This window comes from Mesorhizobium sp. AR02, from assembly GCF_024746835.1.
In the GTDB taxonomy this organism is placed as follows: Bacteria; Pseudomonadota; Alphaproteobacteria; order Rhizobiales; family Rhizobiaceae; genus Mesorhizobium.
The window spans coordinates 6255847-6271797 of the sequence record NZ_CP080531.1 but is presented as its reverse complement, the minus strand read 5'-3'; the positions used below and the strand labels follow the sequence as shown (position 1 = coordinate 6271797).

The following is a 15951-nucleotide window of genomic DNA, read 5'->3' as shown; positions in this document are numbered from 1 at the left end:
TGATGCCGATTAACAATGAGTTCGATACATGAATGGAGAGTTTGATGAACGCCATCGAATGGCCGATGCAGCAGGTGAAGTTCCGCCGTCCGGCGGAGTTCGAGCCGCATGCCAGGACATGGATGGCCTGGCCGCATCGGCAGGACATGTATGGCGCCACCCTGCCCGCCATGCAGAAGGCCTACACCGATGTCGCCCACGCCATCGCCCAGTTCGAGCCTGTCACCATGGTGGCCCATCCCGACCATGCCGGCGGCGCCCGAGCCCAGCTTGGAAACCGGATCGAGCTGGTCGAAATTCCGATCGATGATTGCTGGATCCGCGATTCCGGCCCGACCTTCCTGAAACTGGCCGATGGTGGCCTTGCCGGCGTGTCCTGGCGCTTCAATGCCTGGGGCCGCAAGCATGAACCCTATGACCAGGACAACGCGCTGGCCGAGCGGTTGCTGGCTCGCGAGGACGCATCCATCCTGCGTTCCTTCCTGCATTGCGAAGGCGGCTCGCTGACGACCGACGGGCAAGGCACGCTGATCGCGACCGAAACCAGCCTGCTCCATTCCAACCGCAATCCCGGCATCTCGAAGGCCTGGGTGGAGAAGGAATTGTTGCGCATGCTCGGCCTCGAAAAGGTCGTATGGCTTCCCGGCGATCCGCTGGATCTGGAGACTGACGGCCATGTCGACGGCATGTGCTGCTTCGTTAGGCCCGGGGTGGTGATGTTCGAATTCAATCCCGATCCGTCCGACCTGCACGGCCGCATCCTTGCCGACAATCTTGCAGCGCTTGCCAGCCAGACCGATGCGCGCGGCCGCAATTTCGAAGTCATCCCTATCCCCGAGGCGTACGACGTCGAGGCAACGAGCGCGGTGTTTGCCCGCTCCTACATCAATTTCGCGCTCGCCAATGGCGGCGTCGTCATGCCGGGTTTCGGGCGCCCGTCGGGTGAGGAAGCCAAGGCTGCGGTTGCCCGGGCCTTCCCCGACCGCCGCATCGTCACCGTCGATGTCGGCGCCGTCGTGCCGGCAGGCGGCGCCATCCACTGCATCACCCAGGAACAGCCGCTGTAGCGAGGCCGGCAATGAGGACATCATGGACGCGACGTCACGTCATCATGGCGGCAACTGGGTGGGCACTCATGCCTGAGATCTCGATCGCGGCATCCGAAAGCTGGAAGGTCACCGTGCCTTCGGAGGCTGAGCCGCATGCCGGAACCTGGATGGCCTGGCCGAGCACGCCTGCGGTCTATGGCGGACCAGGCGCTTATTACGAGAGCGTGCAGGAAACGCTGGGCAGGTTGGCCGCGGCGATCGCCGAGAACGAGCCGGTGACGATGGCTGCCCCTGCAGCCGAACATGAACTGGCGGCAAGGCTGTGCGGTCCAAAAGTCGAACTCGTCGATATTGCGACCGACGACATGTGGATGCGCGATTCCGGCCCGGTATTCGTACGCGCGGACGATGGCACTGTTGCCGCCGTGGACTTTGGCTTCAATGGTTGGGGCGACAAGCAGGCGCATGCCAGCGATGCCGGGATCGCCGCCAAGGTCGTGCAACACCTCAATGTGCCCCGTCATGTCGCCGCGATCCGTGGCGAGGGCGGCGGCATCGAATATGACGGCGACGGAACCTTGCTGCTGGCCGAAAGCTGCTGGGTCAACGACAACCGCAATCCAGGTCTCTCCCGCGCCGATATCGAGCGGCATCTGAAGTCGATACTCGGCGTCGAGACGGTAATCTGGGTCCCCGGCGTGCGCGGGCTCGACATCACCGACGGCCATATCGATGGCTCGCTCCGCTTCGTCAAACCGGGCCTGCTGATCGCCAGCAGCTTTCCCGGCGACACCTCCGAATGGGGCCGCGCCCATGCCGAAGCGCTTGCAATCCTCGCCAGGTCCAGGGATGCAGGTGGGCGTGGCTTCAAGGTGGTGTCCATCCCCGCCGCCGCCGACGTGCGCTCGACAAGCGACGACTTCCTGACCAGCTACGCCAACTACTATGTCGGCAACGGCGCGCTCTACACGCCGCAGTTCGGCGACAGGAAAGCCGATGCCCTGGCCAAGGAAACGCTTGGCCGGCTGCACCCGGACCGCCGCATCGTCGAGCTCGACATGGACCGCATCTACGAGAATGGCGGCGGCATCCACTGCGTCACACAACAGCAACCAAGGTGAGGTGAGCCATGCGCCAACTGATCGCCGCCGCTGTCCAGATCTCCTGCACCGATGAGGTCGAAAACAACCTCGACAAGCTCGAAAATCACGTCCGCGAAGCCGCATGGCGTGGTGCCGGACTCGTCGTGCTGCAGGAACTGTTTGAAGGCGTCTACTTCTGCATGGATGAGGACAGGCGCCATACTATCCGCGCCCTCCCCCTTGAAGGACACAAGACCATCGCGCGAATGGCGGCGCTGGCGCGCGAGACAGGCGTCGTCCTGCCGGTTTCGCTGTTCGAACGCGACGGCTCGGCGTTGTACAACACGCTGGTCATGATCGACGCCGATGGCACGGTGCTCGGCCACTACCGCAAGAGCCATATCCCGAACAGCCCAGGCTACTCGGAAAAACTCTATTTCGCCGCCGGCGACACCGGCTTCCGCGTCTTTGAAACCGCCGCCGGCAAGATCGGCGCCGGTATCTGCTGGGATCAGTGGTTTCCGGAAGCCGCCCGCGCCATGGTGCTGATGGGCGCCGAAATGTTAATCTATCCGACGGCCATCGGCTCGGAACCATCCTATCGCGGCTGGGATTCCCGCGACCATTGGCAGCGCGTCATGCAGGGCCATGCCGGCGCCAATCTGACCCCGGTCATCGCCGCCAACCGGGTCGGCGTCGAGACCGGCGAAGCAAACGAGATCGTCTTCTACGGCTCATCCTTCATTGCCGACCATACCGGCGCCAAGCTGGCCGAAGCCGACCGCGTCAGCGACGCCGTGATCACGGCGGCACTCGACCTCGACGAGATCGCCGCCGCGAGGCGCAGCTGGGGCGTGTTCCGCGACCGGCGCCCCGATCTCTACGGCGTGCTGCTGGAGCCGACGCCGGATCGCCTGCTTGCCAAAAATGCGGCCTGACTGAACAGCCCCGTCCGGGGCCACCAAAGGAGGACATGATGAAACATTGGCTCGCGCTCGCCGCGGCATGCCTTTTTGCGACCTCGGCGCAGGCCGAGGAAAAAATCCTGCATCTCTATTCCTGGGAGTCTTATTTTGGGCCCGGCAGCATCGAAAAATTCGAGGCACAAACCGGCATCAAGGTCACCTACGACATGTTCGATTCCAACGACATGGTCGAAACCAAACTGCTGACCGGCGGCTCGGGCTACGACCTCGTCACCATCAATCTCGCGCCGCATCTGCAGCGCGAATTGCCGACAGGCGTCTGGGCAGCTCTCGACAAGAGCCGCCTCTCCAACCTCGGCAATCTCGATCCGGCTGTCGAGGCTCGTCTCGACGAGGTCGACAAGGGCGGCGCGCATGGCGTGCCGTGGATGTGGGGAACGACCGGCGTCGGCTACAACGTCGAGAAGATCCGCGCGATCATGCCCGATGCCCCGGTCGACTCGCTGCGCATGCTTTTCGATCCTGAGATAACAGCCAAATTCGCACCGTGCGGCATCACCATGCTCGACGACGCCGAGCAGGTGCTGGGCCTGGCGCTGATCTATCTCGGCCTGGACCCGGACCCCACCAATCCCGACGAGTTGCAGAAAGCGGTGGACGTGGTCTCGAAGGTCCGCCCCTACGTGCGCAAGTTCCACAGCTCCAGCTACATCAACGATCTTGCCGACGGCGATGCCTGCCTGTCGCTCGGCTTTTCCGGCGACATGCACATCGCCGACATCAGGGCCAAGGAAGCGAAGCGGCCGTTCTCCATCACCTATCGGCTGTCGAAGGAAGGCAATCTGGTGTGGGCCGACATATTGGCGATACCGAGCGATGCCCCGCACCCGGAAGCCGCGCACGCCTTCATCGACTTTGTGCTGCGTCCGGAAATCGCCGCCGCCGCGGCCACGGACACCGGTTTCTCGACCGCCAACAAGGCAGCACTTGCACTGCTCGACGAGACATTGCGCGGCGACCCAAATCTCTATCCCTCGGAGGAAGCCCAGAAGCGCTTGCATTTGCCGAAAGCGCTCGACCAGAAAGCCCTGAGGATGTGGTCGAAAGCCTGGGACCATGCCAAGGGTCTTGAATAGCGAACGAGAACAGCCATCGAGCCTTCTGGCTTGCCCAGGGAAGCATCAGTCGAGCGAAGGGGGAAGGCCAGCGCTGGCCTATCCCCTACCAGTTCACCCTGAACCCGACATTGCCGCCGTAGGTCTGCACCTTGTCAGCGAACTTGCCATCAAAAGTGGCGAACACCGAGGTGTTGGAGCTCCAGTTCAGCTTGACGCCAGCGTTGACGGCGACCGCGTCTTCAGCGGCTGCAGCGCCCTGGACGACGAAGGCATAGCGGGGTGCTGCCTGGAAGGTTGGTTCGACCGAGCGGTCCGGATTGAACTCGTGCAGCCAGGCGGCACGACCCCAGGCTTGCAGCGTCTTGCTCTCGCCGATAGCAACCGTCGTGTCGAGCTGCAGGCCGAGCGAGACCGGCACCGAGATGACCGTGCGGCTGTCGAAGTCGAGGCCGAGCGCTCCGTCGCTGGTCGACTTTTCCGAGAAGGCCTGCATCGCCAATGCCTGGAACTGCAGCCCGGCGAACGGCGTGATTGCGCCGGCGCCGAATGGCTGCCGCCAGCCGGCCTCGAGGCTGGTGCCGAAGCCGGCGCTCATGAAATCGCCGGTCCAGTGTTCCCTGGTTATGGCCGGCACCGGATTGAGCGGATTGGGCGCGCCCGGAACCGAGGTGAAGCGGTCGGTCGTGTTGCTGTAGAGGTCCATCGCCAGCGAGCCGTTGATGTAGAACTGGCCCCATTTGCGCGCGCCATAGGCGCCGGCATGGCCGCCGATGATGTTGCCGGAGGTTTCGCGGTCCGGCACGGCGAAGGATCCGGCGACGCCACCCAGCGCGAAACCCATCAGGACATCGGGATCGCCCTGCGAGTCCAGGCCGACGGCAAAGTTGCCGGTCTTGTAGCCAAGGGCCGCGCTGCCGACCACGGGATCGCCGGAAGCCAGGCCCGAATTGCCGCCCGCCGTCGCCCAGTAATTCCAGCGCTGCTCGTTAGGCGCCTTGGTCAAGGCATCGAACGGATTGGCTTTGCCCGGCGGTTCGGCATAGGCCGTTGCCGGCGCTTTCAGCGACTGGCTCATCGGATCCGTCGCCAGGCCCATGCGCCAGGCATCCGCCTGCCGGTTCATCTGGGCGAGGAAAGTGCTGTTGGCGTCGAACTCAGGCTGCTGGAAGCCGCTGATGCCCTCGCCCGAGATGGTGTCGTAGACGGCGCCAAGCTGGTCGAGCGTCGGGATATAGAAGATCGCGTTGGCGATCTTGGTGAAGTTCGGCGAGGTCTGGTCGGTCTGGATCGCGTTGATCGCCGAGCCCACCGCGGTCTGGTTCTCGGTCAGGCCGGTGCGGGCGAAATTGATGTCGACATTGAGGACGATATCCTCAGGATTCGGATATTTCAGCGAATACTGCGCCACAGCACTTGGGATCGTATCCAGCTTCAATCCATTGTCGGTGACGCCGCCCTGCGCCTCCAGGATGATGTAATCCTGATTGCCCGGCTTTGCCGCGCCGGGGTTCATGATGTTGATGCTGACCAGGCCATTGACGTCGGCGGTCCCGCTCACATTGATGCGGTCCGCTTCAGGGTCGAGATCGAGATCGAGCAGATAGACGCCGCCAAGCGACTGCGACCAGTTGCCGGTGACCTCGGTCGTCATCACGCGGTCGAGACCGCCGGGAGCGGCGTAACCGTCATTTTTGAACTGGCCGGGCAGGTCGAGATAGACCGTGTCGCCCATCAGGTAGACCGCGTTGGTCTTGTTGTTGAAGATGTTGAGACCGGCGCCGAGGTCCATCGATCCGACCGTCAGGTACTTGTTGTCGAACGTTTCATTGCCGATGCCGCCGCGCATGGCGTAGCCGTCGATCAGCGATACCGAACGGACGATGCCGTTGTTGGTCAGCAGATTGTCCTTGCCGTCCTTGTAACCGATGCCGGCACCCGCACCCGAGCCGCCGGTGATCGTCACGCCACTGGCGATGGTGACGTTGATGTCGCCATTGTCGGCAATGTTGCCAGTGCCGCCGGCACTCTGCTCCATCAGCGCGAAGGAATTCTTGCCGGTGACCGCGAGGTCGGCCGTCTGCGTGAAGGTGATGGCGCCGCCGGTGCCACCGCCGCCGGCGCTGCCCATGAAGCCTTGCGGGGCGGCGACCATGGCCATCATCATGCTGCTTGCGGCCGGTGCCTGGTCGAGGCCGAGATAGTTGCCGGAAAAGCCGCCGACGCCGCCGCCGCCGCCGATGCTCTGGCCGAACACGCCGACCGAGTTATCGCCGGTGATGAGCATGGCGACGTTGCTGTTGATCGTCACGACACCGCCATTGCCACTGCCGCCGGCGACGGCCTGGACGATGCCGTCGGTGCCTGCGGTTACGACGCCGCCGCCACCACCGACGGACTGCGCAAAGATGCCGACCGAGCCATTGCCGGTCAGCCTGATCTGCCCCGTATTGGTGACGGTGACGTCGCCGCCCTTGCCGGTGGCACCGGTGTCGCCGCCGATGAACACCGGCACGCCGATCGCCGCGGCAATCGCGGTGCCGCCCGAGCCGCCGCCGCCGCCGACCGATTGCGCGAAGATCGCGACGGAATTGTCGCCGTCGAGTTGCATGGCGCCATTGTTGATGACGGTGACGACGCCACCGTCGCCGCCGGCAGCACCCTTGCCGCCGAGCGCGATGGCGAGTCCGGGCGGGCCGGCCGACACGGAATAGGACGCCCCGCCGGCGCCGCCGCCGCCGCCCACCGACTGTGCCATGATGCCGGTCGAGCCAAAGCCCTGGGTGTGGATGATGCCGTCGCTGAAATTGGTGACATTGACGTTACCGCCCTTGCCGTTGGCGCCGCCGTCGCCGCCGATGCCGAAGGTGAAGGCGCCCGGCACCGGGCTCGCCGCCACGCTCATGGCGCCCGTGCCGCCGCCGCCACCGATCGATTCAGCGAAGATCGCGACCGATGAGGCGGACACTGTCGTGATGTCGCCATGGTTGTTGACGGTGACGACACCGCCATCGCCCGAACTGCCGCCGCCACCACCGACGCCGATCGCAACCGGCACGATGCTGACGCCGAAGGCGCCACCGCCCGAGCCGCCACCGGCACCGACCGACTGCGCGAAGATGCCGTGTGCGCCGACGCCTTCGACCGTGATCGTGCCATTGGCATTGTTGTTGACGCTGACCGCGCCGCCGCCGCCGTTGCTGCCGGCGATGGTACCGTTGCCGACATCGCCACCCTTGCCGCCGACGGCGATGAAGCCGATCGCGCGACCGCCGGAACCGCCGCCGCCGCCGATCGACTGGGCGTTGATGCCGTCCGCGCCGGCGCCATAGGTATGCAGGCTGTTGTTGTTGGTGACATTGACGATGCCGCCGATACCGGACGAGCCGCCGGCGCCACCGATCGAGATAAGCGCCGGGATCGAGCCGGTGATGCCGCCATTCTTGCCACCGCCCGAACCACCGCCGCCACCCACCGATTGCGCCTGGATCGCGTAGGAATCGATGCCGTGCGTCTCGATCATCGCGTCGTTGATGACATCCACCTGGCCACCGGAGCCGCTGGCGCCACCCGAGCCGCCGACCGCTATCGCGCTGATGCCGAGCGAGCCGCCGGCGCCACCGCCGCCGCCGATCGACTGCGCGAAAATGCCAACCGAATCATCGGCATGCGTGAGGATGCCGCCATAATTGTTGACCGTGACATGACCGCCGGTGCCGCCCGCCTTGCCCGAGCCGCCGAGCGACAGCAGGCCGCCGGCGCCACCGCCCGTGCCGCCACCGCCGCCGACCGACTGCGCGAAGATGCCGGCCGAGTAGCCCTGTTCCGGATCGGCGCTCGGCGCGCCTTGCGCCGGAGGTGTCGGCGACGTGCCGAATGTCTGGATGATGGCCATGCCGGCCTGGCTGAGGTCGGCCTTGCCGTTGGTGACGGTGACCGCGCCGCCATTGCCGGCGGCCTTACCCTGGCCGCCGATGCCGACGGTGCCGAGCGCGCCGGCCTCGCCGTCGCCGCCATCGCCGCCACCGCCGCCGATCGACTGGGCATGGATGCCGTCCGACTTGGTGCCGTGGGTCGTGATCACGCCTTCATTGGTGACGATGACGGTACCGCCATTGCCGCCGCCGGCGCCGTTGCCGCCAATGGCGACCGTGCCGGAACGCGTCAGGCTGCTGGTGCCGAGCGGCTTCAGGAGCAGCGTCGGATCGACCGGCACGTAAGGTATCGCGAGCAGGCCGCCCGTTCCCACATAGGCGTCGCCACCGATGCCGCCGCCGCCGCCGATCGACTGCGCGACGATGCCGGACGACTTGTCGCCATGCGTGGTGATGAAATCATAATTGCCGACATCGACGGTCATGGCGTCATTGCCGGTTCCGCCGGCGCCGCCGACCGTCGCCTGCAGGTTCCAGTTCGGCTTGCCACCGGCCGGTTCACAGACTTTCGGAAGCGTGCATTTCGCACCAAGCTGCAGCGAGATCGAATTGGCGCGGCCGCCGGTACCGCCGCCGCCGCCGATCGACTGGGCCAAGATGCCGAAGGCGCCCATGCCGTTGGTTTCGATGCCGCCATACTGCCTGATGGTGACGTTGCCGCCCGTATTGCCGTTGCCGGCCGCGCCGCCGACGGCGACACTGACATTGACCTGCGTACCGGCATTGTTGCCGTTGAGGCCGAGCACGCCGGTGATGGCGTTGCCGCCGGAGCCGCCGCCGCCGCCGACCGACTGCGCGAAGATGCCGTAGGCTCCATCGCCATTGGTCGTGGTCTGGCCGGCCGCGAGCAAGCCGGTCTGCAACAGACCATGATTGGTCACGAAGACGTCGCCGGCAAAGCCGGCGTCTCCGCCGAAGCCACCGACCGTGACGCCGGCATTGAAATTGGTTCCGGTGCCGAGCGAGCCGATCACGGCCGAGACGGCCATGCCGCCATTGCCGCCGCCGCCGCCGATCGACTGTGCCTGGATGGCATGCGATTCGACGCCATAGGTCGAAATGGCGCCAGTGTTGTCGATCGTCACCTTGCCGCTGTTGGTGCCGGCGCCGCCGAAGCCGCCAACGCTGGCCGACAGGGTCTTGGCATCGGTGCCTGCAATCACGCCGGAGATCGCCATGCCGCCATTGCCGCCGCTGCCGCCGACCGACTGCGCAAAGAGGCCGATGGACTGATCGCCGGTGGTGGTGGTCGAGCCGTGGCGCGTCAGCAGCACTTCGCCGCCGATGCCGCCGCCACCGCCTTCGCCGCCGACCGCGGCGGTGATCTGGTTGCCGCCCTCACCGAGGTTGAGAGCCGCCGCCACGCTAAGCCCGCCGGTGCCGCCGCCACCGCCGACCGATTGCGCCAGCACGCCGAAGGCCTTGTCGCCGCCGGTCTGGATGATGCCGGTGGAATCGACCGTGACCTTTTCAGCATCGCCACCGGAACCGGCGCCGCCGCCGAGCGATACCGAGACCGCGCCGTTCTTGCTCTGGTTCTTGCCGAGCGAGCCTTTGATTGTCGCGGCAAAGGAGAAACCGCCATTGCCGCCGCCGCCGCCGACGGACTGCGCCAGGATGCCGTTCGCGCCATTGCCTTCGGTCAGGATGTTGTCGACCGAGGTGACGTTGACGGTCTTGCCGTCGCCTGAGCCGGCTCCCGAGCCACCGACGGAGACGCCGATCGCGGCCTTGGCATTCTGGCCGGTGACCGAAACCGCGCCGGAGAAGCCGCCATCACCACCGCCGCCGCCAACCGATTGCGCGAAGATGCCATTGGAATCGCCGCCAACGGTGTGGATGGTCGCATTGTTGTTGGCGAGCGTGGTGCCGACATTGCTGTTGACGATGACGCGGCCGCCATCCTGGCCGGTGCCGCCGTTGCCGCCGATGCTGACGGCCGCGCCACCGGCGCCGTCGACGACCATCTCTCCAGAAATGGCGAAGCCGCCGGTGCCGCCGCCGCCGCCGATCGACTGGGCGAGGATACCGTTCGCCTTGTCGCCGGTCGTGTCGATCGTGCCGATGTTGTTGACCGTGACCAGCTGGGAGGTGCCGCCCTTGGCGCCGGCGCCGCCGACGGAAACCGCCGCGGCTGCTTTCTGGCCCGCGCCGGCGATGGTGACCGCGGCGCCGCCATTACCACCGCCGCCGCCGACGGATTGCGCCAGTATGCCGTTCGAACCGTTCTTGAGGGTGACAATGTTGCCGGTTGAGGTCACGGTGACCGTGTCGGCATTGCCGCCGCCCTTGCCTGAACCGCCGACACCGACGCCAATCGCGCCGGCCCCCGTGGTGATCGCCAGCGCGCCGGTGAAGCCGCCATTGCCGCCGCCGCCGCCGATCGACTGCGCCAGGATGCCGTCGGCTTTCAAGCCTTCGGTCCTGAGGTCGCCGGTCGAGGTGACGGTCACCGCTTTGGCGTCGCCGCCATTGTCGCCCGAACCGCCGACACCGACGGCGAGACTGCCCGTACCCTGGCCGGTCAAAGTGCCGGCCACGGCGCCACCGCCATTGCCACCGCCGCCACCGACGGACTGCGCGAAGATCGCATGCGAACCATCGCCGGTGGTCTTGATGTTACCGGTGCTGGTGACGGTGACGACCGCGGCGTCGCCGCCGCTCGAGCCGGAGCCGCCAACCGCGACACTCGCCGCCATATCCTTGCTGCCGGCCAGCGCGATGGCAAAGCCGCCATTGCCGCCGCCGCCGCCAACCGATTGCGCCATGATGCCGAAGGAGTCTTTCCCTCCGGTCAGGATGTTGTTGTAGCTGGTGACGGTGACCGTATCGGCGGTCGAGCTGGATCCGGCGCCGCCGCCGATGCTGACGCCCAGCCCGCCGCCGAGCCCGACGCCGAGGCTGCCCGCGAAGCCGCCCGAACCGCCGCCGCCGCCGACCGACTGCGCGAAAATGCCGGATGAATTGTCGCCCTGGGTCCAGATCGACACAGTGTTCGAGGCAGGCGCCTGCAGCACCGGCTGTCCATTCGCGTCGACAAGGCTGTAGCTGTTGATGATCACCTTGCCTGATGTCGAACCGGTGGCGCCGGTGCCGCCAACGCCAACGCCGATGCCGGCATTGCCTGTTGTGGCCGAGCCGGCGACCGCGAAGCCGCCATTGCCACCGCCACCGCCGATCGACTGCGCCAGGATGCCATTGGAGAATTTGCCTGTTGTCGTGATCGTGCCGGTGCTCGTCACGGTCACGTCCTTGCCGACGCCGCCGACACCGCCCTTGCCGCCGATCGCCACCGACGCCGTCGCCGCATCAGGGTCGCCGAGCGCACCGGTGACGGCAACGCTGAAGCCGCCATTGCCGCCGCCGCCGCCGATCGACTGGGCGATGATACCGGACGAATTGTCGAAATTGGTCGAGATGTTGCCGGTCGAGGTGACTTTGACGATGTCGGCGCTGCCGCCGCCGGCGCCGCTGCCGCCAAACGCCACGCCGACAGCGATCGACTTGCCGCCGCCGAGCGTGCCGGCGAAGCCGCCATTGCCGCCACCGCCGCCGACCGATTGCGCCAGGATGCCGGCCGCACCCGTGCCGCGAACACCGCCTGATGTGAAGCCGGCGCCCGTCGAGATGTTGCCTGTCGAGATGACAGTGACATCAAGGCCGTTGCCGGCCGCGCCGCCCTTGCCGCCAAGCGCCACGCCGATACCGGCATCCTTGGCAAGCGCCAGCGAAACGGTCGAACCGCCATTGCCGCCGCCGCCGCCGACCGATTGCGCCAGAATACCGATCGCCTGGTCCCCATAGGTGGTGATGTCGCCGGTCGAGGTGACGCGGACCGTTTTGGCACTGCCGCCGCCGGCGCCATTGCCGCCAAGCCCGACCGCGGCGCTGACGCCCTGCAGCGTGATCGCGCCGGCACCGGCGAAGCCGCCATTGCCGCCACCGCCGCCGACCGACTGCGCCATGATGCCGATCGACTGGTCGCCATGGGTCTGGATGTTACCGGTCGAGGTCACCGTCACCTCGCCTGCACTCTGCCCGCTGCCGCCACTGCCGCCGACGGCGACCGAAGCGCCGAGCGCTCCGGTCGTGAACGTGCCGGCGACGCTGAAGCCGCCATTGCCGCCACCGCCGCCGATCGACTGCGCCAAGATGCCGTCGGACTGTTTGCCGTAAGTGGCAATGTTGCCGTAGCTGGTGACGAAAACGTCCTTGCCGACGCCACCGGTGGCACCGCTGCCGCCGACCGAGACAGCGGCCGCGCCGCCGGCGCCTTCATAGGAACCGGAGACGCTGAGCGTCACGGCAAAGCCGCCATTGCCGCCACCGCCGCCGATCGACTGCGCCAGGATGCCGGTCGAGTTGTCGTCTATCGTCAGGATATTGTTCTGGGTGACAGTGTTGCCGACCTTCTTGCCATTGTTGACGGTCGCCGTACCCGCGTCGCCGCCGCCCCCGCCAGTGCCGCCGAGGCTGACACCGACGCCGACAAGGCCGCCTGCCGCGAGGCTGCCGGAGAAGCCGCCATTGCCGCCGCCGCCGCCAATGCTTTCGGCCTGGATGCCGACCGCGTTCTTGCCTTCGGTGACAAGGTTCCATGTGCCGGCATAGCCAGTAGCGATCGCATGGCCGGCGCCGTCTGCATTGACGGTGACGTTGCCGGCATTGCTGCCCTCAGCGCCGGCACCGCCAAGACCGACGCTCGCCGCGCCGCCGCCAAGGGCTGCCGAGATGGTGAAGCCGCCATTGCCGCCGCCGCCGCCGACCGATTGCGCCAAGATGCCGGTCGAATTGTTGCCTTTTGTGTGGATCGAACCGGAACTGCCGACAATGACGTCGGCACCATAACCACCGCCGGCACCCTTGCCGCCGATATTGACGGCAATACCGACCGCGCCGCCGATGGCACCGCCGATCGAATAGCCGCCATTGCCGCCACCACCGCCGACCGATTGGGCAACGATGCCGCCGGCATTGTTGCCGGCCGTCGAGATGTCGCTGAGGCTCGACACGGTCACGAGTTTCGATGCACCGCCGGCGCCGCCGTCGCCGCCAATGCCGATCGCCGCCGCGAATGTTCCGGTGGCGTTGACCGCCACCGCGATCGCGGCGCCGCCATTGCCGCCTGTGCCGCCGATCGACTGCGCGAAGATGCCACGCGATCCCTGGCCATAAGTGGTCAGCGAGCCGGCGGTCTCCACCGTCACGATGTTGCCGTCGCTGGCATTGCCGGCAGCCCCGCCCATGGCGAGCGCAAGCACGCCGACCGCACCCGAAACCGAAAATCCGCCATTGCCGCCACCGCCGCCGATCGATTGCGCGAAAACGGCATCCGACTGGTCGCCATGGGTAATGATCGAATAGGCTGTATCGCTGGCGTCGCGCAGAACCTCCACCGCGCCGGACGTGCCGCCGCTGCCGCCGGCGCCGCCAATCGCCACGCTGAAGCCGATGCCGCCGGAGAACGCGCCGCCGCCATTGCCGCCGCCGCCGCCGACCGATTGCGCGAAGATGCCGGCGGAATTGACTGAAGCGGCGCCATTTTTTCCGGTCTCGATGTCACCCGCATTGGTCACCGTCACCCGCGCGCCGTTGCCGCCGGCGCCGCCCTTGCCGCCGGCCGAGAACAGGCCGCCCGAGGTGCCGCCATTGCCGCCGCCGCCGCCGACCGACTGTGCGAAGATGCCGGCGGACTGCTTGCCGTCGGTGCTGATCGAACCGGCTGATGTGTTCGTCACCTCGACGATGCCGCCATTGGTGGTCGAGGCGCCGTCGCCGCCAAGCGACACGAGACCGCCGGAATTGCCGCCATTGCCGCCGCCGCCGCCAATCGACTGCGCCAAGATGCCGTTGGATTCCTGGCCATGGGTGACGATCGCGCCGGAATTGGTGACGCCAACCGTCACGACATTGGCGGGGCCGCCATTGCCGCCGAGACTGCCGCTGCCGCCCGAAGCGAACAGACCGAAGTTCGAACCGCCGTCGCCACCGCCGCCGCCGATCGTCTGGGCCAGGATACCCTGTGAGTTGTTGCCCCAGGTGGTGATATCAGCATTGTTGGTGACCTGGACGATGCCGCCATTGCCGCCATTGCCGCCGCCGCCGCCGGAGGACGAAAACAGGCCGAAACCACCGGCGCTGCCGCCGCCGCCGCCGCCGATCGACTGGGCGGCTATGCCGTGCGAATAAATGCCATAGGTGGTGATTGTCGTACCGACGCCAGTGAAGACATTGGCGTTGCCGCCAGCGCCCGCCGGGCTGCCGCCGCCCGGATTGAAGACCAGGCCGCCGCCGCCGCCGCCATTACCGCCATGGCCGCCCTGGCTGATGGCGGCAATGCCCGCCGAATAATTGCCCAGCGTTTCGACACTTCCGCTGTTGAAATTGACGGTGGCGTTGCCGCCGCTGCCACCCAGCCCGCCGTTGCCGGCGTCACCCGAAATGCCCTTTGCGTCGCCACCATCGCCACCGTCGCCGCCGACACTGCTCGCGACGATGCCCGCGTTGGGACAAGCTGTGGGCAGGACGCAATTGTTGCTCGTCTTGACGGCGCCATCGACATTGACCGTTACAGTGCCGCCATCGGCACCGTCATGGCCGTCACCGCCATCGGAGAAGACGTAGCCGTTGCTGCCATTGCCGCCGCGGCTGCCATTCGAGGCGCCGAGAACACCAATGGTGCCGGTCGCGATCACCGCGCCGCTGTTGGGCGTATTGGTGTTGGCCGCGGGTTGATTGTAGTTGACCACAAGTGTCGGGCCTGACGTGCCCGAAGGCCCACCGTCGGCCTTGACCGGTGGTGCGACGCAATCCGGGCCAGCGCATGACTCGGCAGTGGCGGGATGCCCGTTACTGGCGGGCGTTGCGGGAGTGATCGTGCACCGTGCTGGATCATTGCTGCTGCAGGTGTAGTGCTGGACCCCGGCGCCCGGTGGCGGCGGCGCCGCGCCTGTACCGGTCAGGGATATCCGGCTGGGGTCGATCGTCAGTGTGTTGACGTTGAGCGTCGTAACGGGTGGGCTGTAGCTGATGTCAGACTGTGTTCCGGCGCCCGCGCAATTCTCGACACCACCGCTCGGCCCCGTGCAAGTCGCTTCGGCAGGACCCGTCGAGCCGACGAACAGCGTCAACGCCGTCAGAATGGCCGCTATCGCCGCAAACCCTGAAAGGCCAAGAAATCCCTGCTTCAACCAGTCTGAAACAAAGCGAGACTCGGCTGCGCCCCCACCAACACGAGTCATCATCACCCCCCCTGACCCGCACCGCCCCCGGCGCGAATCTGCCCTTGCTAATGCAACCTAGCAGATTGCAATGGCTATGGGCGCTCCTAAGAATAGAGGTGATGTAAATTGGGCGCAGTGTTGCCGTTCAAGCACACAAATCCACAGCAAAACGTAGTGTTTACGCGCTATTGGAGCAAACAGCGTGACGCAATAGAGAAATATTTGCTTCAGGCGGGAAGAATTGGACTCGGCTCGGCCGCCAGTCCAGCCGAAAGCTCTCTCTGTACGGCCAGGAAAAACCTGCGTACTTCGTCACTGGCGGTTGCTCTGTCCCTGCCCGACCCGACAATCAGGTCAAGCAACTCGGCTGCTTTAGCCCTCCAGAACGAGGCTGCAGGCTCGCCATGCAGATGGTCGAGCTTGGCTGCAACTTCTCTAACTAGGAATAGCTGACGGTCGATCGGGAATGCACGGACTTTTTCTGGGGACATCTTCCAAACCATGAACTGACGCAACGAATCAACCATTGCTGAACAAGCAATGGCGTAGCCGCCAAGGTGGAAACGGAAGCTTAATGCCGCTGCCGACGCGTCGCCGTGCGAGGAAATGCGGATGACGATC

General features: G+C 66.2%; 6 protein-coding genes. 4 read left to right on the top strand and 2 right to left on the bottom strand.

The features are described from left to right. Nucleotides 1-44: 44 nt before the first annotated feature. From DBIPINDM_RS34560 to DBIPINDM_RS34545, 4 genes are all read left to right on the top strand, one after another. Nucleotides 45-1067: an agmatine deiminase family protein gene (locus DBIPINDM_RS34560; RefSeq protein ID WP_258583410.1), complete on the top strand. Its 1023-nt coding sequence runs from the start codon at nt 45-47 to the stop codon at nt 1065-1067. Between the two features lie 68 nt (nt 1068-1135). Then, entirely contained in the window at nt 1136-2170 is a 1035-nt protein-coding gene (locus DBIPINDM_RS34555) for an agmatine deiminase family protein (protein WP_258583409.1), read from the top strand. An 8-nt stretch (nt 2171-2178) separates the two neighbouring features. Then, entirely contained in the window at nt 2179-3069 is an 891-nt protein-coding gene (aguB, locus tag DBIPINDM_RS34550) for an N-carbamoylputrescine amidase (RefSeq protein WP_258583408.1), read from the top strand. 38 nt (nt 3070-3107) lie between these two features. After that, nucleotides 3108-4193 carry an extracellular solute-binding protein gene (locus DBIPINDM_RS34545; RefSeq protein WP_258583407.1) on the top strand — a complete coding sequence of 362 codons (1086 nt, stop codon included), beginning with the start codon at nt 3108-3110 and terminating at the stop codon, nt 4191-4193. 85 nt (nt 4194-4278) lie between these two features. Here DBIPINDM_RS34545 and DBIPINDM_RS34540 read toward each other — a convergent pair whose 3' ends face one another. Then, nucleotides 4279-15351: an autotransporter outer membrane beta-barrel domain-containing protein gene (locus DBIPINDM_RS34540; RefSeq protein WP_258583406.1), complete on the bottom strand. Its 11073-nt coding sequence runs from the start codon at nt 15349-15351 to the stop codon at nt 4279-4281. A 206-nt stretch (nt 15352-15557) separates the two neighbouring features. Next, entirely contained in the window at nt 15558-15821 is a 264-nt protein-coding gene (locus DBIPINDM_RS34535; RefSeq protein WP_258589418.1) for a DUF6074 family protein, read from the bottom strand. Between the last annotated feature and the right edge of the window lie 130 nt (nt 15822-15951).

Coding starts and splice junctions, on each gene's coding strand:
- DBIPINDM_RS34560 (WP_258583410.1), top strand. CDS start 45: ATGAACGCCATCGAATGGCCGATGCAGCAGGTGAAGTTCCGCCGTCCG.
- DBIPINDM_RS34555 (WP_258583409.1), top strand. CDS start 1,136: ATGCCTGAGATCTCGATCGCGGCATCCGAAAGCTGGAAGGTCACCGTG.
- aguB (WP_258583408.1), top strand. CDS start 2,179: ATGCGCCAACTGATCGCCGCCGCTGTCCAGATCTCCTGCACCGATGAG.
- DBIPINDM_RS34545 (WP_258583407.1), top strand. CDS start 3,108: ATGAAACATTGGCTCGCGCTCGCCGCGGCATGCCTTTTTGCGACCTCG.
- DBIPINDM_RS34540 (WP_258583406.1), bottom strand. CDS start 15,351: ATGATGACTCGTGTTGGTGGGGGCGCAGCCGAGTCTCGCTTTGTTTCA.
- DBIPINDM_RS34535 (WP_258589418.1), bottom strand. CDS start 15,821: ATGTCCCCAGAAAAAGTCCGTGCATTCCCGATCGACCGTCAGCTATTC.